Here is a 25,452-nt window from a genome sequence, read left to right on the forward strand (position 1 = left end):
TCTATCGCCGTGCTTCGATCGTCGGCGAGCGATTTTCTCCGCTCATACCGAGGGCGCGCGGCTCCTGCCGCGCGCCCTCGGAGCGGTCAGTTAGAGGAGCCCGAAGTCGAACTCCCCGGCGGCGACGGCATGGATGAAGGCCTCGTGCGCCGCACGGTCGAAGCCCAAAGCGGGCCCCTTCGGATCCTTCGAGTCGCGGACATAGGAGACGCGTTCGCTCGGGATGGCGATTTCAACGCAGTTGTCGTTCCCCCCGCTGTAGCTCGACTTCTTGAAGACGAATCCGGTAGCAGAAGCGTCGGGGTAGTAGTACGTCACTTGATCTTGTCCCTCTGTGCGGTGATGAAGTCGAGCGATGAGTCAACTGGCAGGGCTTCGGCCGTGATCTCCTGAAACTTCGCTCGGTAGAGCTCCACGTCGGCGGGGTCCTCAACCCAGAGGCTGCTGATCAGACCTTCTGTGAGGACGACGTCCAGGTCGGCGCGTTGGGGAAACCCGAGCAGGGCGAAGGCACCGGCCATCCCTGGGTGGACCGCTGCTCCTGTCGGCATGACCTGGATGTTGACATTGGAGAGGCGGATCAGGGAGATCAGTTTGTCCAGCTGCGCGGACATGATGTCTGGGCGGTTGGCGTTCGCGCACAGGGCCGTCTCATGAATGACGGCCCAGACCTGAACAGGGTTCGGCCGGGTGAGGATTGATTGCCGTGCCATCCGGACCTGAACCATGTCTTCGACCGTGCCGTTGGATTCGGTTCGAAGTCGGTCGATGACGACGCGGGCGTACTCGGGGGTTTGGAACAGGCCCGGGATGAAGGCCGGTTCGTACGTCCTCAGCGTCGAGGCGTCGGACTCCAGCAGGATCAGGTCCGTGGCAGTCGCGTGGAGGACATCGCGGTAGCTCAGCCACCAGCCTCGCTTGCTGCCGTCCTTGGTGATGGCGATCAGCCCCGCGCGGAAGTCCTCGTCGGCGCAGCCATAGAAGTCGAGGAGCTTGTTGACGTCCTCGATCTTGGCTGCGGTGTGAGCTGTTTCGATCCGGGTCAGTTTGGGCTGGCTCATCCCGGTGGCCTCTGCGACCACCTCTGCGGTGAGCTTCCGCTCCTCACGCAGCTTCCGCAGCATTCCGCCGAGCCTCCGTCGGCGAACGGTCGAGACTGCCATGTTGCCCCTCCTGAGCTGTCAGTTGACCAGTCTGCCTGCGTGACGGGCGCCAGCGCTACCAACAACTGGCAGCCTGGGCCGCCGAATTCAGGTTCGATTTGTATATATGCGAGTAATCGCGAACAAGTTGCGCGGCGTGCCACATAGGCTCCATGCTGAGCGTAGCGGGTCGTGTGCGCTGAGTATGCGACGGCCTGTGATCTCGCCGTTGTCTGAGGTGCATCTGTCGACATGCGGCGATGAGTGATCCAATTCGCCCTCGCGGAGGTCTCTTCGTGTTCTCCCTCGAACTCCCCCCTGACTGGTCGGCCGCGCGCGAGGAGTTGCGTGAAGCGACGTCGCGCGCCGGGTGGAAGCCCGACCTGGTCGCCGACGCCGAGGTCGCGCTCCTCGAACTCTTCGTCAATGCCTGGCGGCACGGCGGCAGCTCGGCGCCCCTCGTGGTCGTCGTCATCCTCGACGGCGTGCTTCGGGTCTCCGTCAGTGACGCGAGCCCCGTCCTCCCGGTCCAGCGGGACGCCGCCGACCCCTACGCCGTCTCCGGCCGGGGCCTGCACCTCGTGCGCTCGCTCACCCACCGCTTCGGCACCGACCCCCGCAAAGCCGGCAAATCGGTCTGGTTTGAGCTGGACGCCGCCGCGTGAGCGCCGACGACCGCCGCCCGATCGAGCCGGCCGACCCGCTCATGCGCACCTACACCGAACCCGAGGTCTCCTACCTGCTCGCCGAACTCCACGAGCGTGGCCGCAAGTTCGGCCTCCTCTGGCCCTCCGCCACCATCGACAGCGTCGTCGACGGCCGTGTCCTCGTCCGCTTCGGCAACGCCCCGGCGAGCACCGTCCTCAACCTGCTCGCCCTTCTCCGCGACCGCGCCGTGACCGAGGACGGCTCGTGCGACTCCTGATCGGTCTCGCCCTGCTCGTTCTCCTCTTCCTCGCCATCGCCGTCGTCGGTCTCGGCGCGGTCGCCGTCCTGCGGATGCCCCACCGCCCGGACGACGCGACCGCCGCCACCCCGAACGGCGACCGCCAGCCGGTGGTGTAGTCCCCGTCCCGCTCAAGCCGCCCGGCCGGACCCGCCGGGCGGCCGAGGCGTGGCACAGGAAGTCGGGCCCGCCGACTTCCGTCGCATTCGCGCCGGTGAAGACGATGGGCAGCAGGTCGTCGTCGGTGGCGCCCGCGCACATTCCCGCTCTGGTGGTTGCGGAAAACCACAGTGTGATCGGGCGGTTCACCGCATGGTGGTGGCCCTGCCCCCCTCCTAGCGTGAACGGCATGATCACACCATCGGCTTCCGCGCCGCTCCTCGCCGCCTCCGCCTCCGCCTCCGCCGAGCCCGCCAGTGGCGTCGCCGGCTGGGCCGTCGACGTCATGGACGCTCTCGGTGCCGCGGGCGCAGGGCTGACCAACCTCGTCGACACCGTCCTGCCCTTCATTCCCAGCGAGATCATCCTCCCCGTCGCCGGATTCGCGGCCGGGCAGGGCCGGTTGAGCCTGCCGGCCGTCATCGTCTGGACCACGGTCGGCTCCGTCGTCGGCTCCTGGATCGTCTACGCCACGGGCGCCCTCCTGGGGCGCGACCGCACCCGCGCGCTCGCCGCCCGTATCCCCCTCATCCATCCGCAGGAGATCGACAAGGCCGAGGCGTGGTTCGAACGGCGGGGCCGTGCCGCCGTGTTGCTGGCCCGCATGGTGCCGGTGGTGCGCAGCCTCATCTCGGTCCCGGCCGGGATCCAGCGCATGCCGCTGCCGGTTTTCACCGCCCTGACCGCTGTCGGAAGCCTGGTGTGGAACACCGTGTTCGTCCTGTTGGGATACTGGCTGGGCGACAACTGGCGCCTGGTGGAGGAGTACGGGGGATGGGTGTCGAAGGCAGTGGTGGCGCTGGCGGTGGTGGCCGTCGCCCGCTGGTTCTCGGTGCGGCGGCGCCGTCGTCCGAGCGCCCGGCACCGTTCATGAGGGCCGTGCGTACTGCGGTCGGCATCGCCCTCGGCGCGGTCTCGGCGTGCGCTGGGCTCGCCGTTCTCGCCGCGGGGGCGCTGGTGCGGTCGACCGGGCCGGTGGTCCGCCTGGCCGTGCTGGATCAGCGGCGGGTCGCCGTCCTGCTCGGAGGCGCCACCGCTTCGTCGGGCGAGATCGAGCCGCGCCGGGCCGCCGCGTACCTGTGGTGCCGCGTGCCGGTCGGATTGCTCGGTGGCGGGGCGCTGTTCCTGCTGGCGGCGGGCGCGTGGACGGCTGCCGCCGGGCTGTCGCGCTGGCTGTCCGGGCGTGACGCCGACGGCATGGAGCCGACCTGGCCGGTCGCCGGATATCTCCTCGCGGTCGGCCTGCTGCTGCTCTTCCTCGATCTGGCCGGGCTGGCCGCCGTCGCCGAGCTGGAGCGGAGGCTGGTGGGCCGCTTCCTCGGCCCCGACGAACTGGCCCGGATGCGCCGCCGGATCGATGAGTTGGCCGCCACCCGGTCCGGGATCGTCGCGGCCGTGGACGCCGAGCGGCGCCGCATCGAACGCGACCTGCACGACGGGCTGCAGCAGCGGCTGGTGGTGGTGGCGATGCTGCTCGGACGGGCGCGCCGCAGGAACTCCGAGGAGCTGTACCGGCAGGCGCAGACCGAGACCGAGCAGGCGTTGGAGGAGCTGCGGCAGGTGGCCTGGCGGGTGTATCCCGCGTCGCTGGACGAGCTGGGGTTGCGCGAGGCGCTGGCCGTGGACGCGGAACGCTCGCCCATCCCGGTGCACCTCAGCGGTGACCTGGCGCGGCGGCCCGCCCCCGCCGTCGAAACGGCCGCCTATTTCGCGGTGCGCGAGGCCCTCACCAATGCGGCCAAGCACGCCGGGGCCACCCGGATCGAGGTGGCGATCGCTCAGGACGCCGACGTGGTGCGGGTGTCGGTGCGCGACGACGGGCGTGGCGGCGCCGATCCCGCCGGGCCGGGACTGGCCGGGCTGGCCCGCCGCATCGCCGCGCTGGACGGGTGCCTGACCGTCGACAGTCCGCCGGGCGGCCCCACGTGCGTGGTGACGGAGCTGCCGTGCGGTTGATGATCGCCGAGGACTCCGCGCTGCTGCGCGCGGGCCTGGTCCGGCTGCTGGCCGACGAGGGGCATGAGGTGACCGCCGCGGTGGGGGACGCGGACGCGCTGTTGGCCGCGGTGGCCGCCGAGCCCCCGGACGTCACCGTGGTGGACGTTCGCATGCCGCCGAGCCACACCGACGAGGGGTTGCGGGCCGCGCTGCGGCTTCGGTCCGAGCACCCGCGGGTGGGAGTGCTGGTGCTGTCGCAGTACGTCGAGCCGCGGTACGCCGCCGAGCTGCTGGCGGCCGACACCCGGGGCGTGGGGTACCTGCTGAAGGACCGGGTCGGCCGGGTGGAGGAGTTCCTGTCCGCGCTGGAGCGGGTGCACGCCGGCGACACGGTCTTCGATCCGGAGGTGGTGCGCCGCCTGTTGGCGCGCACGCGCCACAGCGACGATCTCGATCTGCTGACGGACCGGGAGCGGGTCGTGCTGACCCTCATGGCTCAGGGCTGTACCAACACGGCCATCGCGCAGCAGCTGTTCATCTCCAGGAGCGCGGTGGAGAAACACACCAACGCGGTGTTCGACAAGCTGCGGCTGCCTCGGGACGACGGCTCCAATCGCAGGGTACTGGCGGTCCTGCGGTTCCTGGGGAGTTGACCGGGGTCAGTCCAGGGTGTCCGGCTCGTCGGTGAGCCCGAGGCGCAGGTGTTCGATGTGGTACACCGCCTGGTCGAGCAGGGCGGCCACATGGTTGTCGTAGAGCGCGTACACCACCGAGCGCCCCTGGCGCTGGCCGACCACCAGGCCGAGGTTGCGCAGCAGTCGCAGCTGGTGGGAGCAGGCCGACTGCTCCATGCCGACCTCGGCGGCGAGTTCGGTCGCCGCGCAGGGCCCCTCGCGCAGGCGGGAGAGGATCAGCAGCCGGGACGGGGTGGCCAGGGCCTGCAGGGTGTTGGCCACCCGGGCGGCGCTGGTGGCGTCCAGACGTGTGTGTGGCACGGTGGTGGCGGGGGCGGCTCCATGACCCATGCGGGCAATACTACAACTCATACATGAAGGGGCGTTCATATGTTCATGTATGGTGGTTGAGTCACCGGCCCCACCCTGCCCCGAAGGGTCCCGTCCGCATGCCCACCACCCTGACCGAGCGCCCCGCGCCCACCGCCGCACCGCGCCCGGGCACCGCCCCGCGCCGCCGCACCCGGGTCCTCGCCCTCCCCGAGGCCCGCTGGGCCGCCGCCGCGACCCTGCTCTTCCTGACCGCGCTGCCGCTCCAGCTCACCGGCGCCCCCGCCTGGGCCTGGGGCCCGCTGTACGCCCTCGCCTACGCCACCGGCGGCTGGGAGCCCGCCTGGGCCGGCCTCCAGGCACTGCGCGAGAAGACCCTCGACGTCGACCTGCTGATGATCGTTGCCGCGCTCGGCGCCGCCGCCGTCGGACAGGTCATGGACGGCGCGCTGCTGATCGTCATCTTCGCCACCTCCGGCGCCCTGGAGGCCCTGGCCACCGCCCGTACCGCCGACTCGGTGCGCGGACTGCTCGACCTCGCGCCCGCCACCGCCACCCGGCTGTTGGACGACGGCACCGAGGAGAGCGTCCCGACCGAGGAGTTGGCCGTCGGCGACACCGTGCTGATCCGGCCCGGCGAGCGGATCGGCGCCGACGGGCGGGTCCTGGACGGCGCCAGCGAGGTCGACCAGGCCACCATCACGGGCGAGCCGCTGCCCGTCGCCAAGCAGCCCGGCGACGAGGTGTTCGCCGGCACCCTGAACGGCACCGGCGCCCTACGGGTGAAGGTCGACCGGGACGCCTCCGACTCGGTGATCGCCCGGATCGTCGCCATGGTCGAGGAGGCCTCCGAGACCAAGGCGCCGACCCAGCTGTTCATCGAGAAGGTCGAACAGCGCTACTCGATCGGCATGGTGATCGCGACCCTCGCCGTCTTCGCCGTCCCGCTCGCCCTCGGCGCGGCCTTCACCGGCTCGTTGCTGCGGGCCATGACCTTCATGATCGTCGCCTCGCCGTGCGCCGTGGTCCTCGCGACCATGCCGCCGCTGCTCTCCGCCATCGCCAACGCCGGACGGCACGGCGTGCTGGTCAAGTCCGCCGTGGTGATGGAACGGCTCGGGCAGGTGGACGCCGTCGCCCTGGACAAGACCGGCACCCTGACCGAGGGCACCCCGCGCGTCACGGACATCCACCCGCTGCCCGGCTCCGGCCTGACCGAGGACCGGCTGCTCGCCCTGGCCGCCGGCGCCGAGCACCCCAGCGAGCACCCGCTCGCCCGGGCCGTGGTCGACGCCGCCCGGACCCGCGGTCTCGCCCTGGCCGCCGCCGAGGACTTCGACTCCGTCCCCGGCGTCGGCGTCACCGCCGCCGTCGACGGCCGGATCGTCGCGGTCGGCGCACCCGAGCGGCTGCTTGGGGGCACCTCCCGGCCGGAGGCTGGGGGAGGGCGTTCCGGCGCGGCTTCGGCAGCCGTGGCCGAGCTGGAGGAGCGCGGCCGCACGGCCGTCCTGGTGGAGGCGGACGGCGTCCCGGTCGGCGTGCTCGGGATCGCCGACCGGCTGCGCCCCGACGCCGCCCCGACGGTGTCCGCGCTGACCGCCCTCACCGGCCGCGCGCCGACGCTGCTCACCGGCGACAACCCGCGCGCCGCCGCCGCGGTGGCCGCGGAGGTCGGCATCGCGGAGGTGCGGGCCGGGCTGCTGCCGCAGGGCAAGGTCGCCGCCGTCCGCGAGCAGGAGACGGCCGGCCGCAAGGTGCTGGTGATCGGCGACGGCGTCAACGACGCCCCCGCCCTGGCCGCCGCCCACACCGGCATCGCCATGGGCCGGGCCGGCTCCGACCTGGCGCTGGAGACCGCCGACGCCGTCATCGTGCGCGACGAACTCGCCACCGTCCCGGCTGTGGTGGCACTCTCCCGGCGGGCGCGCGGCTTCGTGGTGCAGAACCTGGTGATCGCCTCGGTGTTCATCTCGGTGCTGGTCGTCTGGGACCTCGTCGCCACCCTCCCGCTGCCGCTCGGCGTGCTCGGCCACGAGGGCTCGACCGTCATCGTCGGCCTCAACGGCCTGCGGCTGCTCCGCGAGGCGGCGTGGACCAAGGCCCGGGGTCAGGCCTGCGGCTAGCCGGGGCGTCATGGACGACGACGGTCTGGTGGCGGATCCGGCCGCGCACCGGGTTCCGGTCGTGGGGGCGGGCGATCCGGTCCGACCGGGAACCTGACGCAACACCGCGGCGGCCGGGGGAGCCGGCCGCCGCAGGTCAGCGACGCCTCAGCTGCTCGGCGTGCTTTCGCCCGTGTCCTCCGGCTGGTCGGCGCTCGTCGAAGCATCGGCGGCCGGAGCCTCGGTCGTGGTCGTCTCCGCGGGGGCCGCCGCATCGCGGTCGGCGCTCCCTCCTGTCACATCGGGCATTGCCTCGCCTCCACTCACACCGGGCGTCGCCTTGCCTCCACCCCAACCGGGCATCGACTTACCTCCCGTGATTCCAGTGATGGCTCATCCTCCCCGGGTGCCGTAAACGCCCGCTCAACGCCCAGGTCAGGGGATGTCCTCCCTCACAGCGACGTGAGGATGTCCTGGTACGCCCCGTCGAGGACGAAGCCGTTGTCCAGTCGGACCCGGACGGTCACCCGCTTCCCCCGCTCCCGGTGCGCGGCCCACTCCGGTTCCAGCGCGGCGATCTGCTCCTCCAGCCGCTCCCGGCTCGCCGCCGGCATGGTGTGCCCGTAGTCCTCGAACAGCGCTTTGAGCCGCTGGTACTCGCGGACCTCCTCGCTCTCCGGGAGTTCCCCGTCCACGCGCTCGACGGTGCCCTCGATCCCGGCCCCCAGCGAGAGGAATCCGACGGTCGCCCCGGTTTCCCCGGCGACGGCCTCACCGATCCCGAGGTCCTCCACCAGCCTGACGCGCCGGCCTTCCTCCAGGGTCATCCGTCCTCTGCCTCTCAGTCGCTCGGTGCCGTAGGCGCAGTCGGCCTGCGGCACCGGCCATTATCCGCCGGGCGCCTCGAGTACCTCCCGGGTGCCTCGCGCCGTGGTCGGGATCAGTTGCGCACCAGGAGCCAGGCTCCCAGGCCGCCGCAGTAGGAGCCGTTGTAGGTGGTGGTGTGGTAGCCGGCCGGAACGGGCGTGTACGGGCAAATCCACAGGTAGGGCCTGGCCACCTGCTGGAACCAGGAGCCGATGCCGCCGCAGCCGGGGACCTGGTGGTTGGTGTTGATGTACCCGGGCGGGATCGGCGAGCCCGCGCAGGTCCAGATCCCGTCCCTGGCCAGCTGCATGTACCAGGCGTCGATGTTGGAGCAGCCCATCCCGTTGCCGGCGTGTTGGGTGAGCACGTAGCCGGGCGGGATCGGCGAGGTGCCGCAGGTCCACAGGCCGTCCACGGGCAGCCGCATGTACCAGGAGTCGTAACCGTCGCAGCCGGTGGGGTTGTGGCCGGAGAGCACGTACCCGGCCGGGATCGGCGAGGTGGCGCAGGTCCAGATGCCGTTCTGCACGGGCTGCTGGAACCACATGCCGGCCCCGTTGCAGCCGTTGTTCGTGTGGCTGGTGAGGACGTAGCCCGGGGTGACGGGCGCCCCGTTGCAGATCCACCCGGCCCCCGCCGCGGTGGCGGTGGGAGCGGACGCGGAAGCGCGGGTGGGCGCGGCACCGGCCGGGCCGGCGGTGACGCCGGTGAGGACGGCCGCGATGAGGGCCACTATCCCCGTCAGGGCGGCGAGCCGGCTGCGGAGGGCCGCGATCGACGAACGGTCCAGTAGTCGGTGATGCCTTCGGTTCACGTGACACCAGTCCAATCGGCAGGTCCGTACGGCACCGCGAGACGGCCGGGCGGCGCCGGATTCGGTGGAGCCGGTGCGACCCTAACAGGAGTTGGAACGATCCAAAAGATGGGACATGGCCACCTCGGGAACCTGGCCGGATTCCTCTGCGATGTGCCGCCGATTCGGCCTCCCCACAGGCCGGTTCGGGGCGCCGACCGTTCGGGCCGCCGGCGGCGCGGTCAGCCGAGGGCGGCCGGGCGGTGTGGGCGCGGCCAGGTGGGGTGGTGCTGGTCGATGACGTAGTGGTGGCCGTGCTGCCAGGCGCCGCCGGCGGCGGGGTGGGCGCCGGCGAGGTGGGGGTGGCCGGCGGGGAGGTCGGTGTGGAGGTGGCTGAGGGTGTCCGGGTCGCGGGTGGGCCAGAGGGCGGTGGCGGTGGTGGCGGCGGCGAGGGCGACCGCGCCCAGGGCCACGGCGGTGGCGGGCAGGCCGAGGCCCGCCGCGAGCCAGCCGGCCAGGGGGTAGGTGAGCAGCCAGCAGCTGTGGGAGAGGGAGAACTGGGCGGCGAAGGCGGCCGGCAGGTCGGGGTCGGCGGCGGAGCGGCGGATGACCCGGCCGCCTGGGGTCAGGACGGCCGAGCTGCCGGCGCCCACCAGGGCCCAGGCGGCGAGCAGGGCGAGCCAGGTGCCGGTCCCGGCCGGGGCGGCGGTGATGGCGGTGACGGCGACCAGCACGCAGGGCAGGGCGAAGGCGGCGGGCAGCATCACGGACCGGTCGCTGACCCTCGCGAGCAGCCGGGGCAGCAGCAGGGCGGCGAGCATCGAGCCGACGCCGTACGCCCCGAGGGCGAGGGAGACGGCACCGGCCGGGCGGTGGAAGTGGTCGCGGACGACGTTGACGGTGTTGACGAAGACGATCGCGCCCGCCGCCGCGACCGCGAGGTCCAGCGCCAGGAGTGCCCGTAGCCGGGGGGTGGCCCAGAACAGCCGGGAGCCGAAGGCGGCCTTGCGGTAGATGCCGCCGGGGCGTTCGACCGGCTTGGGCTTGGGCAGGGCGGCGGAGACCACCAGCGCCGCCGAGGCGAGGAAGCCCGCCGTCGTCCCGGCGAACAGCCAGTTGTACGAGACCACCGAGAGCAGCAGCGCGGCGAGCGCCGGGCTGAACAGCGACTCCAGGTCGTAGGCGAGCCGGGACATCGACAGGGCCCGGGTGTAGTCGCGTTCGGCGGGCAGCACGTCCGGGATGGTGGCCTGGAAGGTCGGGGTGAAGGCGGCGGAGGCGGCCTGGAGCAGGAAGATCAGGACGTAGACCTGCCAGACCCGGTCCACGAACGGCAGGGTGAGCGCGACCCCGGCCCGGGTGAGGTCCATCGCGACCATCAGGACCCGCCGGGGTATTCGACCGGAGAGCGCTCCGGCGATGGGAGCGATGGTCACGTACGCGACCATCTTGATCGCCAGCGCGGTTCCGAGCACCGCCGAGGCGTCGTTCCCGGCGATCTTGTACGCCAGCAGCGACAGTGCCACGGTGGCCAGGCCGGTGCCGACCAGGGCGACGACCTGGGCGGTGAACAGGTGGCGGTAGGTGCGGTTGCGCAGCACGCTCAGCATGGAGCCCGTCCCGGGGGCGGCGGTGGGAGATGACGTGTCCATCATAGGTAATGCGTGCATACGTGTGCACCTATTGATGGGACGGAACCCCGCCGAGGGGAGGCGGCCCGGGCTCAGTCGTGCGGCGGCAGGTGCCCGATCTGGTGGTCGGCGACGTTCAGCGCCTCGTCCACGAGCCGGCGCAGGTGTCCGTGCCGCAGCGAGTAGACGACCCGCCGGCCGTCCTTGCGGGTCGCGACCAGCCCGGCCAGCCGCAGCTTCGCCAGGTGCTGGCTGACCGACGGTCGCGCGGCCCCGGTCGCCTCGGTCAGCGTGGTCACATCCGCCTCGCCCCGCCCGAGCCGCTCCAGCAGCGCGAGCCTGGTCCGGTCGGCCAGCAGCGCGAGCACGGACGCGGCGACATCGAGCCTCGCCTCGGCCCGCTGCTGCGAGCGGTGTGCATCTGCCAGATCGGTGCCAGTGCTCATCCGGCCATCGTAGGCCCTGGTCGGGTGCGTGCGTACGCACCCGACGTGCGCCGCCGCCAGTAGGCGACGGTGACGGCGGCCAGTAGCGGGCCCCAGAGCAGCAGCGGGCCGTAGCAGGCGACCAGGACGACGGTGTGCCAGTCGCCGGTGAACACCGGGATGCCGTCGCGGAGGGGGCGGCCCTGGATGGTGTGGCCGGTGGAGACCATGACCGCGACCAGGGCGGTGATGAAGGTGAGGGCGGCGGCGCCCAGGGCCGCCGGGATGACGGCCGCTGACACCGGGACCCGGCGGCCGCGCAGGAGCGGGAACCAGCGGGGGAAGACTTCGCCCCAGCGGGCGATCAGGCCGAAGGCGGTGAAAGCCAGCAGCTCGGAGAAGACCGACAGCACGATGACGTACAGCTCCAGCGGCAGCCACCAGGGCAGGGTGCCGGAGTCCTGGACCGCGCCGCCGTCCAGCGGGACGTGGAAGGTGCAGGTGGCGATCCGCCAGGCGCAGGACGGCAGGACGGTGAAGGGCACCGCCCGGGCGGCGATCCGGGCCCAGCGCGGGACGCCGGGGACGGGGGTGTGGGCGGCGTCCCAGGCGGTGCGCAGGCGGCCGGTGGTGTGCAGTGGTCGGGTCAGGGCGGTCACGGCGGCTCCCCGATGCGGTGTGGACTGTGTGTCCACGGTCGCAGCGGGGTGGGTCGGCGCACCTCGGCCGACGGAACGAACCGCCTCCCCCTCGTGGGGGAAGCGGTCCGGGGGTGCGGGGCGGGGGAGGGGCCCGGTCAGTCCGCCGTCTGCTCCGCGGGCTCCTCGGCGGGCTCCTCGGCGGGGGCCGGGGCGGGCTCCAGGTTGCCCATCCGGGGGAGGGCGAACAGCGCGGCGAGGAGCAGGATGCCGCTGATCACCAGCGGGGTGCGGACGTTGACGGTGGAGCCGATCCAGCCGCTGAGGCCCGCGCCGATCAGCATGCCGATCCGGGTGAGCATCAGGTAGCAGCTGTTGACCCGGCCGAGCAGTTCCTTCGGCACGATCTGCTGGCGCAGCGAGATCGCCTGGACGTTCCAGGTCACCACGCCGAAGTTGCCGACCGCGAAGAGCGCCGCGACCAGGATCACCGAGGGGCTCAGGCCCATCAGCAGCAGCGCCGAGCCCATCAGCACGAAGGAGAGGGCGATCCGGGCGCGGCGGCCCATCCGCTGGCTGAGCCGGCCGGCCAGGGTGCTGGCGGCCGTGCCGCCGATCACCCCGGAGGCGAGGACGGCGCCGTAGGCCCAGGTCGGGGCGGACAGGGTGCGGGTGACCAGCAGCGCCAGCATGGTGATGCCGAGGGCGGAGGCGCCGCCGGCCAGGGCGGACAGGGACGCGACCAGGCGCAGCTGCTTGTGCTGGTAGAGCCAGCGGACACCCTCGCGGATGTCGGCCATCACCGGGCGGTCGGCCCGCGCCCGGGGGGCGCTGGAGCGGCCGGTGAGGAAGACCAGGGAGGCGGCGGCCGCGAAGGAGAGGCCGTCCACCGTGAAGGGGGAGCCTGCGGCGAGGGCGAACAGGGTGGTGCCCACCAGCGGGCCGATCATCCGGCCGACCAGCAGACCGCCCTGCAGCCGGCCGTTGGCGGCGTCGAGCTGGTCGGGCCGGACCACGTCCGGGATGGCCGAGGTGGCCGCGTTGACGAACACCGTCTCGCCGCAGCCGAGGACGAAGGCCAGGGCGGCGAGCGCGGCCAACGGCGGGGTGGCGAGGAAGACCCAGGTCGCGAAGCCGAGCACGATGACGGCGCGTCCGATGTCGATCGTCCACATCAGTCGGCGGCGGTCGAAGCGGTCCGCGATGACCCCGCCGAACAGGGCCATCAGCAGCCAGGGCAGCGAGCCGGACACCGCGACCAGGGAAACGGCCTTCGGGGAGTCCGAGACCGTCAGTGCGAGCAGTGGCAGCGAGGAGTCCCGCATGCCGTCGCCCACCGCTGAGATCGAGGAGGCCGACCACAGCATGGCGAATTTTCGGCCCAGTTGGGGCCTGCTGTGCTGCGGGGGTGTCGCTAGGCTGGCTGAGGTCACCGACGCAGTATGGCATGACCGCTACAGAATTGGCCGCCCCTTCACAGAGCATTCCCAGCCGGGCCGTCAGAGTCCGGAAACGCCCTTGACAAGGGTGGTCAGCCCACCGGCCAGGGCCAGCCCCAGCACCACCACCCGGGCCCGGTGTTCGGGCACCCGCGCGGCCAGCAGCCGGCCGACCGCCGCGCCGCCCGCGAGCGCGACGGCCACCAGCCCCCAGGACGACGCGCTCAGTGCGGGCAGGCCCTTGGTCGCCAGCGAGAAGGCGTTCACCACCACACCGTACAACTGGGCGTTGGGCACGAACTCCCGTGCCTTCCAACCGGAGTTGACGGCGTACAGGGACATCGCCGGGCCGCCCACCCCGGCGGCCGAGTTCATGAACCCGCTGGTGGCACCCGCGACCAGCGCCCCGCCGACCCCGCGCAGCGCGGCGGCCCGGACGCCCCGGATCACCAGCAGCGAGGCCGCGCTGACCAGCAGGCCGATACCGATCAGCAACTCCGACGTGGGCACCACGGCCGCCACCCAGGCACCGGCCGGGACGGTGCAGGAGGCGGCGATCAGCAGCGGCAGCATGGTCGTCGGCCGGACCTGCCGCCAACTCCCCGCCAGGCCGACGGCGCTGATCGCCCCGGCGGCGAAGTTGGCCAGCGTCACCCCGCTGTTCGGGCCGAGCATCAGCACCAGGACGGGCGCCGCGACCAGGGCGAAGCCGATGCCCGCCAGCCGCTGGACCGAGGCGCCCACCAGCACGACCAGGCCCAGGACCACTTCGCCGACCCAGCCGCCCATCAGTGCTGGACGCCGGTGGAGAGCGAGAAGTCGGCGAAGTAGGCGTGCTGGGTACTGGCCGGGCCCCAACTGGTGTCGTGGCCGCCGTAGAAGGTGGAGAACAGCACGCCGCCGAAGGGGAGCGAGCCGATGCCGGAGGCCGTACCGGTGGCAGCGTGCACCTGCTGGCCGTCGTACCAGACGGTGATGTCGCCGGTGCCGCGGTTCACCAGCTGCTCGACGGTGTGCCAGCGGCCGTCGGCCTGGAAGTGCCAGTCGCCCAGGCCCGCCAGGGCGGCGGTACGCACGGGGCGGTTCATGCGGGCTCCTCGGTCGGCGGTCGGTCCGCACCGATCATGCCCCAGGGCGCAGTTGCCGCACGCGGGCGCCCTGGAGGTCGCAGCCGCGGTACCGCCGACGGGGGTCGGACGGGCCCGCGGCCAGGGGAGCGCACCCCCGGGTCACGGCTTCCGCAGCGCGTCGGCGGTCGCCGGGAGCGGGTAGGTGTCCGGGTCGACGGCTCCCGGCAGGTCGACGGCCGGGCGGCCGGGGGCGTTCGGGTCGGGCAGGGACGGCTGCGCGGGCGGGGCCGGGACCTGGTTGAACGGGACGCCGGGGGGCGCCTGGACGGGTGCGGTGCGGCCGGCGGCCAGCGGGCTGCGCCCCTGGGCGCCGCAGGCGGCCTGGGTTTCGAGGTCCGTAGGGCTCTGGGTGGCGGGCTGGTTGCCGGTGAAGCAGTTGCCGGGGTCGGCGGAGGCGAGGACGAGATCGGCCCCGTTGCCCTCGGTGCGGTTGCCCTGGACCTGGTTGCCGCTCGCCGGGTGGCCGGGCGGGTCGGTGATGATGACGCCGGCCGCGCGGTTGCCCCTGACCAGGTTGCGCTCGACCTTGTTCGCCGTGCCGCCGCCGATCCCGATGCCGATGCCGAAGCCGCCGTCGGCCTGTTCGGGGGTGTCGGCGGCGTTGTTGTCGGTGACGGCGTTCCCGGCGATCACGGCGCCGTGCTGGGGGGCGAGGGCCTCCAGGTCGTTGGAGTTGACGGTGACGCCGACCCGGTTGCCGACCACGCGGTTGCCGAGGATGTACAGCCCGTCCGAGGAGTTGGTGAGCTCGATGCCGACGGCGTTGCGTTCGACGGTGTTGCCGCGCACCAGGGTGTCGCAGGGCTTGCACTGGCCGACGTAGATGCCGGAGTCCGCCCCGCCGGAGGCGTAGGAGTCCTCGATGACCCCCGCTCGGGCGTCGAAGGCGTAGATGCCGTACAGGCCGTTGTTGTAGGCGGTCACGCGGGTGGCGCGGAAACCCTGGACGGCGGGGAACCGGGTGGTGTCCAGGGGGTTGTAGGCGGAGCCGCCGGCGCCGCGCTGCTGCAGCTTCTCGTCGGTGACGCCGGTGAACAGCACGCCGTTGGCGAGGAAGCCGTGCACGGTGAGGTTCTCGACCACCGAGCCGGGGCCGGTCACGGTGACGCCGTTGACCAGCCGCACACCGCCGTCCAGGACCACGGTGTTGCGGTCGGTGCCGCGCAGCACCACGCGGGGCTCGGTGATCCGCACGCTCTCCTGGTACGTGCCCGGGGAGACCAGCACGGTGTCGCCCTCGCGGGCGACGTCCACGGCCTTCTGGATGGTCGGGAAGTCCTGTGGGACCCGCACCACGGTGCCGTCCGGGTGGTGGGCGTCGGCGGAGGAATCGGTGGCGGAGGAGCAACCGGAGAGGGCGAGGGCGGCGGCGATGAAGAGTGCGGGGAGGCCCCGGAGCGAGCTCCGTCCACGGACAGGTGACGAAAGAGCGGTGAGTTGACGGATAGTCAAAAGTTGCATAAAGGGTGTTCTATCGTCTCCAATGTCGGTCATGCATGCCGAAACCGGAAAGGCGCGGAAAGAACCGGGAACCGTCGGAAGCGGTGTGGACCGGAGAGCGCTGATCGCGGGCGGCGGTGCGGTGCTGGCCGCCGGGGTCGGCGCCGGGGCCGTCGCGCTGGGGCGCGGCCGGCCCGCCGCCTCGCCCCCGCCGCCGTCCGCGCCCGTCCCCGTGCCGTTCCACGGGGAGCGACAGGCCGGGGTGACGGCCCCGCAGCAGCCGGCCACCGTGCTGCTGGCCCTCGACCTGGCGCCCGCCGCCGTCTCGGACGGGCGCGGCGCCCTGCGTTCCCTGCTGGGGGAGTTGACCCGGGTGCTCGCCGAGGCGGCGGGCGGGACGTCCAGCGACCCGCGGCTGCGGGGCGGGGAGTCGGCGCAGCTCAGCAGCCTGGTGGGGGTCGGGCCGGGGTTGGCCGCGAGGCTGGGGCTGACCGTGCCGCCCGCGCTGGCGGACGTCCCCGCCTTCCCGGGCGACCGGCTCGATCCGGCACGCGGCGGCGGGGATCTGGTGGTGCAGCTGTGCGCCGCCGACCGCTGGCCGCTCACGGTGGTCGCCGAACTCGTCGGCGCGGCGGGGAAGTCGGCGGGGGCGGGCGTCCGCTGGACCCAGTCCGGCTTCCTGGCCCGGACCGCCCCCGGCACCACCCCGCGCAACCTCTTCGGCTTCAAGGACGGCACGGCCAACCCGGACGAGACGGCCGCCCGGCAGTGGGTCTGGGGCCCGCCCGGGCCGCACGAGCACGGCACGGTGCTGGTCTACCGCCGGATCCGGATGGACACCGCGGCGTTCGCCGCCCTCCCCGAGGACCGCCGGGATCTGGCCATGGGCCGCCGCCTCACCGACGGCACTCCGCTCACCGGCACGGCCGAGCACGACGACCCGGACATCTACGCCAAGAACCCCGACGGCTCCTACGTCATCCCCAACACCGCGCACGTCCGCCTCAGCAGCCCCCGCCTGGACGCCGGTGCCCGGATGCTGCGGCGCGGCTACAGCTACGACGACGCGCCGGACGACCGCGGCCTGCTGTTCTGCGCCTTCGTCCGCGATCCGGCCCAGTTCAACCGGGTGCAGGAGCGGCTGGCGGCCAAGGACGCGCTCAACTCCTTCCTGGTGCACACGGCTTCGGCGGTGGCGTACGTGCTGCCGGGGGTGCGGGAGGGCGGGGTGCTGGGCGAGGGGCTGTGGGCCTAGGGTCTGCCCGCAGGCCCCCGTATGCCGGTGATCGGCGGCCGACCCACCTGGCAGACTGGCGCGATGGATCACGACGAGGAGCAGCCGCTGACGGGCGGGAACGTCAGCGCCGGTGTCGTCCGGGTCGGGGACACCGTGCGCCGCCCGGCCGGAGTGTGGACACCCGCGGTGCACGCCCTGCTCGCGCACCTGCACGGGGTGGGGTTCCGGGGGGCTCCCCGACCCCTCGGTCTGGACGAGCGGGGGCGCGAGGTGCTCGACTACCTGCCGGGCGAGGTGGTCTGGCCGGACCGCTTCGCACTGGTGGAGCCGGCGGAGCGGCTGGCCCGGGTGGCCCGGTTGATCCGGGAGTTCCACGACGCCGTACAGGACTTCACACCCCCGCCGGACGCCCGCTGGCAGGTGCTCATCCCGGCGGACGAGCACGAGATCATCGCCCACCACGACCTGGCCCCGTGGAACCTCGTGGCCGACGGCGGGGGCGGCTTCGCCTTCATCGACTGGGACGCCGCCGCCCCGGGCTCCCGGCTGTGGGACGTCGCCTACGCCCTCCACGGCTTCGTCCCGCTGTCGGCGGATCCGGCCTGGCAGCGCGCCGACGCCGGGCAGCGGGTGCGGGTCTTCGCCGACGCCTACGGGCTGGACGAGGCGGAACGGCGCCGCCTGGTCCCGCTGTTGGGCCGGCGCGCCCGCTCCATGCACGACTTCCTGCGTGACGGGGCCGGACGGGGCGTCCGGCCCTGGGCGCGGCTGTGGGAGGAAGGTCACGGCGAGGTCTGGCGCGGCGACGCCGACTACATCGAGCAGCGTCAGGACCTCTGGGAACGCGCCCTGTTGGACGGCTGACGCCGCGCCCGGGGGTCACCAGGTGACGGGAACGGCGGCCGGGCCGCGGGTGGTGGTGCCGAGTTGCCAGGGGAGGCGGTCGACCGGGGTGGTCAGGCACAGGCCGGGGAGGGCGGCGGCCAGGCGGCGGAGGGACTCGCGCATTTCGAGGCGGACCCGCCAGGCGCCGATGCAGTAGTGGGGGCCGGAGCTGAAGGCGAGGGTGGGGGCGGCCAGGGGGCGGTCGAGGTCGGCGTCCAGGCCGTCGGGGTAGACGGCGGGGTCGCGGTTGGCGCTGCCGAGGCTGGCGGCGACGACGGCTCCGGCCGGGATGGTGACGCCGCCGAGCTCGATCGGGGCGGTGGCGCGGCGGATGGTGGCCTCGTCGTCGCCCAGCGGGATGAAGTGCAGCAGGCGTTCGGCGGTCTGCTCGGTGACGGCCGGGTCGGCCAGGCGGGGCCAGTGGTCGGGGCGTTCGCCGAGGAGGTAGACCAGGGCGTTGCCGAGGGCGCCGGTGACGCTCTCGTTGCCGCTGGCGGTGAGGCCGAGGACGAGGAAGGCGAGCGCGTCCTCGGGGACGCCGCCGTCCCGGTCGGCGGCCCGGACGAGCCGGCTGACCAGGTCCTCGCCGGGTGCTCGGCGCCGACGCTCGATCAACTCACGCGTGAACGCGCCGAATTCGGCGAGGGAGGCACCGTGGTCCTCGGTCGGATCGCCGCCCTGGGCGAGCAGGGCGAGGGTCCAGCGTCGCAGGCGCTCGTCGTCCAGGCGGTCGGGGCCGTCGCCGTCGAGCCCCATCAGCCGGGTGGTGACCGCGAAGGGCACCGGCCGGGTGAAGGCCGTGACCAGGTCGGCGGGCGGTCCGGCGGCGACCAGCGCGTCCACGGCCTGCTGGACGGCGGCCGCGACCCAGGGCTGCCAGCCGGCGATCGCCCGCGGGGTGAAGGCCTTCTGGATGGTGGCGCGCAGGCGGCGGTGGGCGTCGCCGTCCTGGTTGAACAGGGAGGCCGGGTTGGCGGCCACGTCGGCGGTGCTGCCCGCGGTGCCGACCTCGTGCAGGTCGGCCCGGGTGAGGCGGGGGTCGCCGAGGACCTGTCGGACGTCGTGGTAGCGGGTGACGAGCCACGCGGGGGTGCCGTCCGGGAGGGTGGTGGGGTGCGGAGGCTGGGCGGGGGTGACGGTGAGCCGGTGGAGCGGGGGGAGCGGCGTCGCGGTGTCGGGTGCGGCGGAGGACATGGATCCCTTCGGGGTCGACGGGCCGGCGGGTCACGGGCATCCAACTGTCATATTTTCGTAGGTACTTGATCCCTACGGGTGTTTCCCGTTCCGGCCCGATGGTACGCCCCCGAACGTCCCGTCGGGGCCGTCAACGCCCCCATTCGGGTGCCGGATCGGCCGGCAGCAGCGGCCTCAGCGCCCCCAGGACGCCGCCGATGCAGGCGTCGCGCAGCTCGGTCCGGGTGCAGGTCTCCTCCGTCAGCCAGTCCACGACCAGCACCCGGACGAACACCAGCCAGCTGCGCAGGACTTGGGAGGCGGCCCGGCGCGCGCTCGGGTCCGCGAGCGGGAGCACCCCGAGCAGCCGGCTGCGCAGGGTGTCCAGCTCCTCGGTGATGATGGTCTGGATCACCGGGTCCCCGGCGAGCACGCGGTTGGCGGCCAGGACGGCGTGCCGGTTGGCGATGAAGTAGTCGAGGTGGGCGTCCATGCCCTCGACCAGTTGCTCGACCAGGGTGTCCGCCGGGTCGAACCGGCTCTTCGCGAGGAGGTCCCCGGCCGCCTGCCGGTAGACCTCCGCGAACAGCTCGTGCTTGCCGGCGAAGTGCTTGTAGAGCAGGGCGCGGGACACCCCGGCCTGCTCGGCGACCTCCTCCATCAGCACGTCCTCGTACGGCCGGGTGGCGAAGGCCCGGGCGCCGACGGCGAGCAGCTGGGCGCGGCGCTCGGCGGGGGGTAGGCGTTTGCGGTGGTCCTGGACTGGCATGCCGGACAGGTTACTTGACACGGTTCCACTAGTAGCTAGCGTTAGTAGACGCGTGTCAACTAAGACCTGACGGTCCCTCGGGCCGGAGATCGGGATGGTGGGCTCATGGCGAAGACTCTGCGGGTGCTCGCGTGGATCATGGGGGTCGCCTGCGTGGCGATCGGGTTCCTCCACGTACTGGGCGGGAACGCCGCGATCCCCGGGATCGCGGACCCCGGCCCGACGATCGACAGTTTCGGCCGCTTCATGGGCGCGATCTTCGCCGGGTACGGCGCGGCCTGGATCTGGGTCGCCCGGCAGACGCCGGTGCCGGCCCGGGCGGTCCGCTGGCTGACGGCGGTGTTCCTGCTGGGCGGCCTCGGCCGGGTGCTGGCGATCGTCACGGACGGGTGGCCGCAGGGGTTCCAGGTGGTGCTGATGGTGATCGAACTCGGTTTCTCGCCGGTGTTCTTCTGGCTCGCCGACGCGGACGAGCGGGCGGTCGGGGCCGGGGCTCCGGCGGCGCCCGGCGTCCAGCGGGCCTGAGCGCTCACCCGGTCACACGGCGAAGGCCCGCAGGTGCCCGAGGACCGTACCCGGGTCGGCCGTCGCCCCGGTGAGCGAGACGTAGCCGTCCGGCCGGACCAGCACCACGGCGTCCCCGCGCAGCCCGTACGCGCGGGCGGCGTGCCCGTCCGGGTCGAGCACGGCGGCCCGGCGCAGTCCGTCCGTGGCGGGCAGCCGGGCCGGCCCCGGGTGGTCGCCGAAGGTCAGCAGGGTGAAGTGCGGTCCGCGGAACAGGTCGAACAGCCGGGTCGGCGTGCCGTCGCCGGTCGCACAGGGCGCGTCCGGGGCGCGGTCGCCGGCCCGGATGCCGGTGGTCCCGTCGAGGTCGCGGCCGAGCGGTCCGCCCCGGTAGCCGAGTGTGAGCCCGGTGAGGTCGGCGCCGGCGACGGCCAGGGTGCGGAACTGCTCGGTCAGCGGGCCGGCGCCGTCGCCGCCGAACACCGCCTTGTGGTGGGCGGAGGTGGCGGCGAGTGAGGCCCGGGCGATCGGCAGCCGTTCTTCCTGGTAGCTGTCGAGCAGCGCCTCGGGCGCGCCGCGCAGGACGGCGGCCAGCTTCCAGCCCAGGTTGTGGGCGTCCTGGACGCCGGTGTTGAGGCCCTGGCCGCCCGCCGCGGACTGGCAGTGCGCGGCGTCCCCGGCGAGGAGGACCCGGCCGTCGCGGTAGCGCTCGACCACCCGCACGGTGGGGCGCCAGACGGTGGACCAGATCGGCTCGTGCATCCGGACGCCGGGCAGGCCGGCCCGTTCGGCGAAGAGCCGGCGGAAGGTGTCCAGGGTGGGGGCGGGCAGCTCGCCCCGCCCGTCTGGTTCGACGGCGGCGTGCACGGCCCACGTGCCGTCCTGCCGCATCGGGACCAGCGCCATGGCGCCGGCGCCGAACCGGGGGTGGTTCCAGATGTGCATGTGGTCGGGGTCGAGGCCGTCGAGGTCCATCGAGGCCATGATGAAGCGCTCCTCCTCCCAGGTCTCGCCGAGGAAGGGGATGCCGGCCAGCTTGCGGACGGCGCTGCGGCCGCCGTCGCAGCCGACCAGGTAGCGGGCGCGCACCCGCACGCTCCGGCCGTCCCGGTGCAGGGTGGCGAGCACGCCGTCCCCGTCCTGGGTGTGGCCGGTCAGCTCGGTGCCGGTCTCGACCCGGACGCCGTACTCGGCGAGCCGCTCGCGCAGCACGGCCTCGGTGTGGTGCTGGGCGACCAGCAGCATCCCGCGGTACGGGCGGTCCGGGGTGGCGGGGAGGGCGGCCGCGGGGTCGACCTCATGGACGAGCGTCGGGCCCTCGTAGGTTCGGACCTTCAGGTTGAGCACCCCGCGGTCGAGGATCCGCTCGACCACCCCGAGGTCGTCGAAGACCTCCAGGGTGCGCGCGTTGAGGCCCTTGCCGCGGACGCCCGCGGTGCGGAACTCCCGGTCCCGCTCGATGATCCGGAAGTCGACCCCGGAGCGGGCCAGTCCGATGGCGAGCGCGAGGCCCACCGGGCCGGCGCCGACCACCAGGACATCGGTCTCGGGTGTGTCGGACATGACGAAGCCCCCTGTTCGCCGGGCCGTAAGATACGGCGCGTTTCCTGCCCTCGACTGTAGACTGTCCCCGATAAGAAACGCAACGTATCTATGAGGGTGGGGGCGGGATCCGGTGGCGAGCGGCAGAGCGGGAACGGTGGGCGCGGGGGGCGTCCGGCGGCGCGGCGGTGAACTGGAACGGGCCATCCTCGATGCCGTCTGGGCCGAACTCGTCGACCACGGCTACGACCGCCTCACCATGGACGGCGTCGCCGCCCGCGCCCGCACCAGCAAGCCGGTGCTCTACCGTCGCTGGTCGAACCGGGTCGAACTCGTCGTGGCCGCCCTCGGCCGCAACGCCCCCGACTACCAGGAGCCGCCCGACACCGGCGAGTTGCGCACCGACCTGCTGTTCTTCCTGTGCGGCATGCTGCACCGCTTCGACGACCTGCCGGTCGACACCGTGCACGGGCTGCTGGTCGACATCATGCGCGACCCGGAGCTGCGCACCCTCTTCCGGACCGGACTCACCGCCCGGGGGCCGGTGGACGGCCTGGCCGCGGTGATGCGCCGGGCCGCCGACCGCGGCGAGATAGACCCGGCGCGGCTCACCCCGCGGGTGGTCGCGCTGCCCCTGGACCTGCTGCGCGACACCTTCCTGATCGAGGGCGCGGTGCCGTCCGACCGGGTGGTGGCGGAGATCCTGGACGAGGTCGTCCTGCCCCTGCTCAGCGCGTCCGCCAGGCCGTAGGCTTCGGGGCCGATCGAACGGACATCTGCGAGGAGGGCCCGGAACGCATGGGCGGCACCGTGGTGGCAGTCAGCAGCAACGCCGAGTACTCGTTCAGCAAGGCGAACCGGGAGGGCATCACGCTGCTCGCCGGGCTCGGCGTGGAGGGCGACGTGCACGCCGGGGTGACGGTCAAGCACCGCTCGCGCGTGGCGCAGGACCCGACCCGGCCCAACCTGCGCCAGGTCCACCTGATCCACCGGGAGCTGCTCACCGAACTCGGCGAGTCCGGCTACGACGTGGCGCCCGGCGCGCTCGGCGAGAACATCACCACCGAGGGGCTGGACCTGCTCGGCCTGCCGGTCGGCACGGTGCTGCGGATCGGGCCCGAGGCGGAGGTGGAGATCACCGGCCTGCGCAATCCCTGCGCGCAGATCGACGACTACCGCAGCGGGCTGCTGAAGCGGGTCGTCGGGCGCGCGGAGGACGGCACGATCGTGCGCCGGGCCGGGATCATGGGCGTCGTCCGCGCCGGCGGGCCGGTCAGGCCCGGCGACACCATCGGCGTGGAGCTGCCGGCGGCGCCGCACCGGCCGCTGGAGCGGGTCTGAGGCAGTCGGCGGGGGCGCGCGCTCGGAGTGCGGATGACCCGGATACCCCTACCTCGCAATACCCCTACCCTGTAATACCCCTACCCCGTCATGCAGGACGCCTCCGGCCGGCTCGCGCCGCCGGAAGCGTTTCGGCGTGTGCCGCGTTCGGTGCTATGACCGCACCAGGCGGGCGATGGCCTGGTTGGCCTCGCGGATCTTGCCGCTCGCCTCCTGGCCGCCCTCGGCGATGGCGTCCCGGACGCAGCATTCGATGTGCTCGTCCAGGAGTTGGAGCGCGAAGGACTGCAGGGCGCGGCTGGCCGCGGAGACCTGGGTGAGGACGTCGATGCAGTAGGTGTCCTGCTCGACCATGCGCTGCAGGCCGCGGATCTGGCCCTCGATGCGGCGGAGCCGCTTGAGGAAGTCGTCCTTGTGGGGGCTGTAGCTGGCCATGGCCGTCTCCGGTTCCTGTGCGGTGAGGAGTGTTCTCACTCTACCGGGGCACGGTGGGAGGGGAGCCGGCCCGGACGTACGGGGCGCCGTCCGGGCCGACGGGCGGTCAGCCGTCGAGGCGGCCGACCAGGTCGTAGCCGGCCTCATCGATGGCGGCGGCGACGTCGCCGTCGACGAGCGGCTTGGTGCTGTCGACGGTGACCTGTCCGGTGGCGAGGTCGACCGCGACCTCGGTGACGCCGTCGACCTTCTTCAGCTCGGCGGTCACCGAGGTGACGCAGTGGCCGCAGGTCATGCCCTTCACCTGGAAGACCGCGCGCACAGCGGAGGCGGTGGCGGGGGCCTCGGCGGCGCCGGTGCCGCACGAGCCGCAGCAGGAGGAGGTCTCGGTGGCGGAGGACTCGATGGTGACGGTGGTCTCGCTCATGGTGTGCTCCTGTCGGTCGGTGCGTGCGGCGCCTTCCGGAGTGGCCCGGGCGGCTGCTTCACTTGAGAACATACCATACCCCCCTAGGGTAAGTGGAAGGCCTGACGTGGCCCCGGATCGGTGGCCCGGAGTCGGCCCGCAGGTGAGCAGGTGAGCAGGTGCGGCGCCGGCGACCCCAGCGCGATCAGCGCCGCCGTCACCAGTCGCACCGCGAGCCGCAGTCGGGGCGCCGGCCGCAGCCGCCGCATCCGCAGCAGGGTGCGGGCGCCGCCGGCCGAGCGGGTCCGCGGCCGCCGCCCTCGTCCCGAGCGGCGGCCGCGTCCTCCAGTGACTCTCGACCATGCCTCAAGTCCGCCTTGTGGCAGTGCTGTTGCGGTCGACGGGCAGGATGGGCGCAGCCGCCCGCGCGTCGGGTCGGCCGCCCTCCAGGACAGCCGACCGACCCCACCACACGAGGTGAAACCCATGGACCAGACCCCCCGGAGCGGCCCGCGCGGCCCGCGCGGCCTGCGCGAGATCCTCGCGTCCGGTGAGCGGACGTACTCCTTCGAGTTCTTCCCGGCCAAGGACGAGGCAGGCGAGCGCGCCCTGTGGGCCGCGATCCGTCGGGTGGAGGCGGTCGCGCCGACCTTCGTCTCGGTCACCTACGGCGCCGGCGGCTCGTCGCGCGACCGCACCATCGGCACCACCGAGAGGATCGCGGCGCAGACCACCCTGCGCCCGGTCGCCCACCTGACCGCCGTCGGCCACTCCACCGCCGAACTCCAGGCCATCCTGCGGCGCTACGCGGACGTCGGGATCCGCGACGTGCTCGCGCTGCGCGGCGACCCGCCCGGCAACCCGAACGGCGCCTGGGAGCCGCACCCGCAGGGCCTGCGCTACGCGGTCGAACTGGTCCGGCTGGTCAAGGAGTTCGGCGCCTTCTCGGTCGGTGTGGCGGCCTTCCCGGAGCGCCACCCGCGCTCGACGGACTGGGAGGACGACATCCGGCACTTCACCGCGAAGTGCCGGGCGGGCGCCGACTACGCCGTCACCCAGATGTTCTTCGGGGTCGAGCACTACCTGCGGCTGCGCGACCGGCTGGCCGCGGCGGGCTGCGACACCCCGGTCATCCCGGAGATCATGCCCGCCACCGACGTGCGCCAGATCGCCCGCTTCGCCGAACTGAGCGGAGCCTCCTTCCCGGCCGACCTGGCGGGGAAGCTGGAGGCGGCCCGCGGCGACCGCGCGGCGGCGCACCGGATCGGCGTCGAGCACGCGACCCGGATGGCCGAGCGGCTGCTCCAGGAGGGGGCGCCCGGCCTGCACTTCATCACCCTGAACCGCTCCACCGCGGCTTTGGAGATCCACCGCAACCTCGGGCTGGACCGCCTCCCGCACGAGCACGCGGCCCGACCGCTGATCAGCAGTCTCTCCTGACGGGAGAACCCTCATGACCACCACCCGCGACCCGGCGCGCCCCGGGCATGCTCCTGCGCACCGAGC

Annotated in this window: 30 protein-coding genes; 13 read left to right on the plus strand and 17 right to left on the minus strand. The window is 73.2% G+C overall.

All coding sequences use genetic code 11. The features are described from left to right. Positions 1 to 90: 90 nt before the first annotated feature. Positions 91 to 318: a DUF397 domain-containing protein gene (locus ACH4E7_RS29470; RefSeq protein WP_396252095.1), complete on the minus strand. Its 228-nt coding sequence runs from the start codon at positions 316 to 318 to the stop codon at positions 91 to 93. Continuing rightward, positions 315 to 1,163, minus strand: a complete 849-nt coding sequence (locus ACH4E7_RS29475; RefSeq protein WP_396252096.1) for a helix-turn-helix transcriptional regulator — start codon at positions 1,161 to 1,163, stop codon at positions 315 to 317. Before ACH4E7_RS29475 ends, ACH4E7_RS29470 begins: the two co-directional genes overlap by 4 nt. Positions 1,164 to 1,438: 275 nt before the next feature. Between ACH4E7_RS29475 and ACH4E7_RS29480 the strand changes: the two genes are divergently transcribed. The 6 genes from ACH4E7_RS29480 (at position 1,439) to ACH4E7_RS29505 (ending at position 4,838) form a co-directional block, all read left to right on the plus strand. Then, complete coding sequence (locus ACH4E7_RS29480) at positions 1,439 to 1,807, plus strand: ATP-binding protein (RefSeq protein ID WP_396252097.1); 369 nt, start codon at positions 1,439 to 1,441, stop codon at positions 1,805 to 1,807. Then, complete coding sequence (locus ACH4E7_RS29485) at positions 1,804 to 2,067, plus strand: hypothetical protein (RefSeq protein WP_396252098.1); 264 nt, start codon at positions 1,804 to 1,806, stop codon at positions 2,065 to 2,067. The genes ACH4E7_RS29480 and ACH4E7_RS29485 overlap by 4 nt, the downstream gene beginning before the upstream one ends. Further along, a complete protein-coding gene (locus ACH4E7_RS29490; protein WP_396252099.1) occupies positions 2,055 to 2,207 on the plus strand; it encodes a hypothetical protein in 153 nt (50 codons plus the stop codon). The genes ACH4E7_RS29485 and ACH4E7_RS29490 overlap by 13 nt, the downstream gene beginning before the upstream one ends. Before the next feature lie 230 nt (positions 2,208 to 2,437). Further along, positions 2,438 to 3,121, plus strand: a complete 684-nt coding sequence (locus tag ACH4E7_RS29495) for a DedA family protein (RefSeq protein WP_396252100.1) — start codon at positions 2,438 to 2,440, stop codon at positions 3,119 to 3,121. Next, positions 3,118 to 4,203, plus strand: a complete 1,086-nt coding sequence (locus ACH4E7_RS29500; RefSeq protein WP_396252101.1) for a sensor histidine kinase — start codon at positions 3,118 to 3,120, stop codon at positions 4,201 to 4,203. Before ACH4E7_RS29495 ends, ACH4E7_RS29500 begins: the two co-directional genes overlap by 4 nt. After that, on the plus strand, positions 4,203 to 4,838 hold the full coding sequence (locus ACH4E7_RS29505) for a response regulator (RefSeq protein ID WP_396252180.1): 636 nt from the start codon (positions 4,203 to 4,205) through the stop codon (positions 4,836 to 4,838). The genes ACH4E7_RS29500 and ACH4E7_RS29505 overlap by 1 nt, the downstream gene beginning before the upstream one ends. A 6-nt stretch (positions 4,839 to 4,844) precedes the next feature. Here ACH4E7_RS29505 and ACH4E7_RS29510 read toward each other — a convergent pair whose 3' ends face one another. Beyond that, positions 4,845 to 5,210 carry an ArsR/SmtB family transcription factor gene (locus tag ACH4E7_RS29510; protein WP_396252102.1) on the minus strand — a complete coding sequence of 122 codons (366 nt, stop codon included), beginning with the start codon at positions 5,208 to 5,210 and terminating at the stop codon, positions 4,845 to 4,847. A gap of 98 nt (positions 5,211 to 5,308) precedes the next feature. Between ACH4E7_RS29510 and ACH4E7_RS29515 the strand changes: the two genes are divergently transcribed. After that, complete coding sequence (locus ACH4E7_RS29515) at positions 5,309 to 7,312, plus strand: heavy metal translocating P-type ATPase (RefSeq protein WP_396252103.1); 2,004 nt, start codon at positions 5,309 to 5,311, stop codon at positions 7,310 to 7,312. A gap of 431 nt (positions 7,313 to 7,743) precedes the next feature. On the opposite strand, the gene ACH4E7_RS29520 is transcribed toward ACH4E7_RS29515, so the two are convergent. The 9 genes from ACH4E7_RS29520 to ACH4E7_RS29560 all read right to left on the minus strand — a co-directional run bounded on the left by ACH4E7_RS29520 (position 7,744) and on the right by ACH4E7_RS29560 (position 15,675). Further along, a complete protein-coding gene (locus ACH4E7_RS29520) occupies positions 7,744 to 8,118 on the minus strand; it encodes a hypothetical protein (RefSeq protein ID WP_396252104.1) in 375 nt (124 codons plus the stop codon). A gap of 113 nt (positions 8,119 to 8,231) precedes the next feature. Then, positions 8,232 to 8,972 carry a hypothetical protein gene (locus tag ACH4E7_RS29525; RefSeq protein WP_396252105.1) on the minus strand — a complete coding sequence of 247 codons (741 nt, stop codon included), beginning with the start codon at positions 8,970 to 8,972 and terminating at the stop codon, positions 8,232 to 8,234. Between the two features lie 221 nt (positions 8,973 to 9,193). Further along, positions 9,194 to 10,561, minus strand: a complete 1,368-nt coding sequence (locus ACH4E7_RS29530; RefSeq protein WP_396252182.1) for an MFS transporter — start codon at positions 10,559 to 10,561, stop codon at positions 9,194 to 9,196. A gap of 113 nt (positions 10,562 to 10,674) precedes the next feature. Continuing rightward, a complete protein-coding gene (locus ACH4E7_RS29535) occupies positions 10,675 to 11,028 on the minus strand; it encodes a metalloregulator ArsR/SmtB family transcription factor (RefSeq protein ID WP_355675223.1) in 354 nt (117 codons plus the stop codon). After that, on the minus strand, positions 11,025 to 11,666 hold the full coding sequence (locus tag ACH4E7_RS29540) for a hypothetical protein (protein ID WP_396252106.1): 642 nt from the start codon (positions 11,664 to 11,666) through the stop codon (positions 11,025 to 11,027). The genes ACH4E7_RS29535 and ACH4E7_RS29540 overlap by 4 nt, the downstream gene beginning before the upstream one ends. A 137-nt stretch (positions 11,667 to 11,803) precedes the next feature. Further along, entirely contained in the window at positions 11,804 to 13,078 is a 1,275-nt protein-coding gene (locus ACH4E7_RS29545; RefSeq protein WP_396252107.1) for an MFS transporter, read from the minus strand. A gap of 66 nt (positions 13,079 to 13,144) precedes the next feature. Next, positions 13,145 to 13,873, minus strand: coding sequence for a TSUP family transporter (locus ACH4E7_RS29550; RefSeq protein ID WP_396252108.1), 729 nt, complete (start codon positions 13,871 to 13,873; stop codon positions 13,145 to 13,147). Continuing rightward, entirely contained in the window at positions 13,873 to 14,172 is a 300-nt protein-coding gene (locus tag ACH4E7_RS29555) for a polysaccharide lyase (RefSeq protein ID WP_396252109.1), read from the minus strand. The genes ACH4E7_RS29550 and ACH4E7_RS29555 overlap by 1 nt, the downstream gene beginning before the upstream one ends. Before the next feature lie 141 nt (positions 14,173 to 14,313). Further along, positions 14,314 to 15,675 carry a right-handed parallel beta-helix repeat-containing protein gene (locus tag ACH4E7_RS29560; RefSeq protein WP_396252110.1) on the minus strand — a complete coding sequence of 454 codons (1,362 nt, stop codon included), beginning with the start codon at positions 15,673 to 15,675 and terminating at the stop codon, positions 14,314 to 14,316. Between the two features lie 85 nt (positions 15,676 to 15,760). Between ACH4E7_RS29560 and ACH4E7_RS29565 the strand changes: the two genes are divergently transcribed. Beyond that, positions 15,761 to 16,909 (plus strand): Dyp-type peroxidase, encoded by a 1,149-nt coding sequence (locus tag ACH4E7_RS29565; RefSeq protein WP_396252111.1) that lies wholly within the window; start codon positions 15,761 to 15,763, stop codon positions 16,907 to 16,909. A 63-nt stretch (positions 16,910 to 16,972) separates the two neighbouring features. Then, a complete protein-coding gene (locus ACH4E7_RS29570) occupies positions 16,973 to 17,755 on the plus strand; it encodes a phosphotransferase enzyme family protein (protein ID WP_396252112.1) in 783 nt (260 codons plus the stop codon). 15 nt (positions 17,756 to 17,770) lie between these two features. On the opposite strand, the gene ACH4E7_RS29575 is transcribed toward ACH4E7_RS29570, so the two are convergent. Together ACH4E7_RS29575 and ACH4E7_RS29580 are read right to left on the minus strand one after the other, a co-directional pair. Further along, on the minus strand, positions 17,771 to 18,970 hold the full coding sequence (locus ACH4E7_RS29575) for a cytochrome P450 (RefSeq protein ID WP_396252113.1): 1,200 nt from the start codon (positions 18,968 to 18,970) through the stop codon (positions 17,771 to 17,773). A gap of 130 nt (positions 18,971 to 19,100) precedes the next feature. Continuing rightward, positions 19,101 to 19,718, minus strand: coding sequence for a TetR/AcrR family transcriptional regulator (locus ACH4E7_RS29580; RefSeq protein WP_396252114.1), 618 nt, complete (start codon positions 19,716 to 19,718; stop codon positions 19,101 to 19,103). A gap of 105 nt (positions 19,719 to 19,823) precedes the next feature. On the opposite strand from ACH4E7_RS29580, the gene ACH4E7_RS29585 reads away from it, so the two are divergent. After that, the gene (locus ACH4E7_RS29585; protein ID WP_396252115.1) at positions 19,824 to 20,243 is read left to right on the plus strand and encodes a DUF4345 domain-containing protein; all 420 of its coding nucleotides are present in this window, start codon (positions 19,824 to 19,826) and stop codon (positions 20,241 to 20,243) included. Between the two features lie 12 nt (positions 20,244 to 20,255). Here ACH4E7_RS29585 and ACH4E7_RS29590 read toward each other — a convergent pair whose 3' ends face one another. Beyond that, a complete protein-coding gene (locus tag ACH4E7_RS29590) occupies positions 20,256 to 21,785 on the minus strand; it encodes an FAD-dependent monooxygenase (protein ID WP_396252117.1) in 1,530 nt (509 codons plus the stop codon). Between the two features lie 136 nt (positions 21,786 to 21,921). On the opposite strand from ACH4E7_RS29590, the gene ACH4E7_RS29595 reads away from it, so the two are divergent. Beyond that, positions 21,922 to 22,515 (plus strand): TetR/AcrR family transcriptional regulator, encoded by a 594-nt coding sequence (locus ACH4E7_RS29595; protein ID WP_396252118.1) that lies wholly within the window; start codon positions 21,922 to 21,924, stop codon positions 22,513 to 22,515. Positions 22,516 to 22,562: 47 nt separating this feature from the next. After that, positions 22,563 to 23,105 carry an MOSC domain-containing protein gene (locus ACH4E7_RS29600; protein ID WP_396252120.1) on the plus strand — a complete coding sequence of 181 codons (543 nt, stop codon included), beginning with the start codon at positions 22,563 to 22,565 and terminating at the stop codon, positions 23,103 to 23,105. A 153-nt stretch (positions 23,106 to 23,258) separates the two neighbouring features. Here ACH4E7_RS29600 and ACH4E7_RS29605 read toward each other — a convergent pair whose 3' ends face one another. Together ACH4E7_RS29605 and ACH4E7_RS29610 are read right to left on the minus strand one after the other, a co-directional pair. Continuing rightward, on the minus strand, positions 23,259 to 23,687 hold the full coding sequence (locus tag ACH4E7_RS29605; RefSeq protein ID WP_396252121.1) for a metal-sensitive transcriptional regulator: 429 nt from the start codon (positions 23,685 to 23,687) through the stop codon (positions 23,259 to 23,261). After that, positions 23,647 to 23,967: a heavy-metal-associated domain-containing protein gene (locus ACH4E7_RS29610; protein ID WP_396252123.1), complete on the minus strand. Its 321-nt coding sequence runs from the start codon at positions 23,965 to 23,967 to the stop codon at positions 23,647 to 23,649. Before ACH4E7_RS29610 ends, ACH4E7_RS29605 begins: the two co-directional genes overlap by 41 nt. 465 nt (positions 23,968 to 24,432) lie before the next feature. On the opposite strand from ACH4E7_RS29610, the gene metF reads away from it, so the two are divergent. Next, positions 24,433 to 25,386, plus strand: a complete 954-nt coding sequence (metF, locus tag ACH4E7_RS29615) for a methylenetetrahydrofolate reductase [NAD(P)H] (RefSeq protein ID WP_396252124.1) — start codon at positions 24,433 to 24,435, stop codon at positions 25,384 to 25,386. The last annotated feature ends 66 nt before the right edge of the window (positions 25,387 to 25,452 follow it).

Source organism: Kitasatospora sp. NPDC018058, from assembly GCF_044327205.1.
Taxonomy (GTDB): Bacteria; Actinomycetota; Actinomycetes; order Streptomycetales; family Streptomycetaceae; genus Kitasatospora.

Coding starts and splice junctions, on each gene's coding strand:
- ACH4E7_RS29530 (WP_396252182.1), bottom strand. CDS start 10,561: ATGCTGAGCGTGCTGCGCAACCGCACCTACCGCCACCTGTTCACCGCC.
- ACH4E7_RS29580 (WP_396252114.1), bottom strand. CDS start 19,718: ATGCCAGTCCAGGACCACCGCAAACGCCTACCCCCCGCCGAGCGCCGC.
- ACH4E7_RS29475 (WP_396252096.1), bottom strand. CDS start 1,163: ATGGCAGTCTCGACCGTTCGCCGACGGAGGCTCGGCGGAATGCTGCGG.
- ACH4E7_RS29590 (WP_396252117.1), bottom strand. CDS start 21,785: ATGTCCGACACACCCGAGACCGATGTCCTGGTGGTCGGCGCCGGCCCG.
- ACH4E7_RS29605 (WP_396252121.1), bottom strand. CDS start 23,687: ATGAGGCCGGCTACGACCTGGTCGGCCGCCTCGACGGCTGACCGCCCG.
- ACH4E7_RS29600 (WP_396252120.1), top strand. CDS start 22,563: ATGGGCGGCACCGTGGTGGCAGTCAGCAGCAACGCCGAGTACTCGTTC.
- ACH4E7_RS29500 (WP_396252101.1), top strand. CDS start 3,118: ATGAGGGCCGTGCGTACTGCGGTCGGCATCGCCCTCGGCGCGGTCTCG.
- ACH4E7_RS29495 (WP_396252100.1), top strand. CDS start 2,438: ATGATCACACCATCGGCTTCCGCGCCGCTCCTCGCCGCCTCCGCCTCC.
- ACH4E7_RS29555 (WP_396252109.1), bottom strand. CDS start 14,172: ATGAACCGCCCCGTGCGTACCGCCGCCCTGGCGGGCCTGGGCGACTGG.
- ACH4E7_RS29570 (WP_396252112.1), top strand. CDS start 16,973: ATGGATCACGACGAGGAGCAGCCGCTGACGGGCGGGAACGTCAGCGCC.
- ACH4E7_RS29550 (WP_396252108.1), bottom strand. CDS start 13,873: ATGGGCGGCTGGGTCGGCGAAGTGGTCCTGGGCCTGGTCGTGCTGGTG.
- metF (WP_396252124.1), top strand. CDS start 24,433: ATGGACCAGACCCCCCGGAGCGGCCCGCGCGGCCCGCGCGGCCTGCGC.
- ACH4E7_RS29510 (WP_396252102.1), bottom strand. CDS start 5,210: ATGGGTCATGGAGCCGCCCCCGCCACCACCGTGCCACACACACGTCTG.
- ACH4E7_RS29610 (WP_396252123.1), bottom strand. CDS start 23,967: ATGAGCGAGACCACCGTCACCATCGAGTCCTCCGCCACCGAGACCTCC.
- ACH4E7_RS29575 (WP_396252113.1), bottom strand. CDS start 18,970: ATGTCCTCCGCCGCACCCGACACCGCGACGCCGCTCCCCCCGCTCCAC.
- ACH4E7_RS29515 (WP_396252103.1), top strand. CDS start 5,309: ATGCCCACCACCCTGACCGAGCGCCCCGCGCCCACCGCCGCACCGCGC.
- ACH4E7_RS29505 (WP_396252180.1), top strand. CDS start 4,203: ATGATCGCCGAGGACTCCGCGCTGCTGCGCGCGGGCCTGGTCCGGCTG.
- ACH4E7_RS29585 (WP_396252115.1), top strand. CDS start 19,824: ATGGCGAAGACTCTGCGGGTGCTCGCGTGGATCATGGGGGTCGCCTGC.
- ACH4E7_RS29560 (WP_396252110.1), bottom strand. CDS start 15,675: ATGCAACTTTTGACTATCCGTCAACTCACCGCTCTTTCGTCACCTGTC.
- ACH4E7_RS29535 (WP_355675223.1), bottom strand. CDS start 11,028: ATGAGCACTGGCACCGATCTGGCAGATGCACACCGCTCGCAGCAGCGG.
- ACH4E7_RS29520 (WP_396252104.1), bottom strand. CDS start 8,118: ATGACCCTGGAGGAAGGCCGGCGCGTCAGGCTGGTGGAGGACCTCGGG.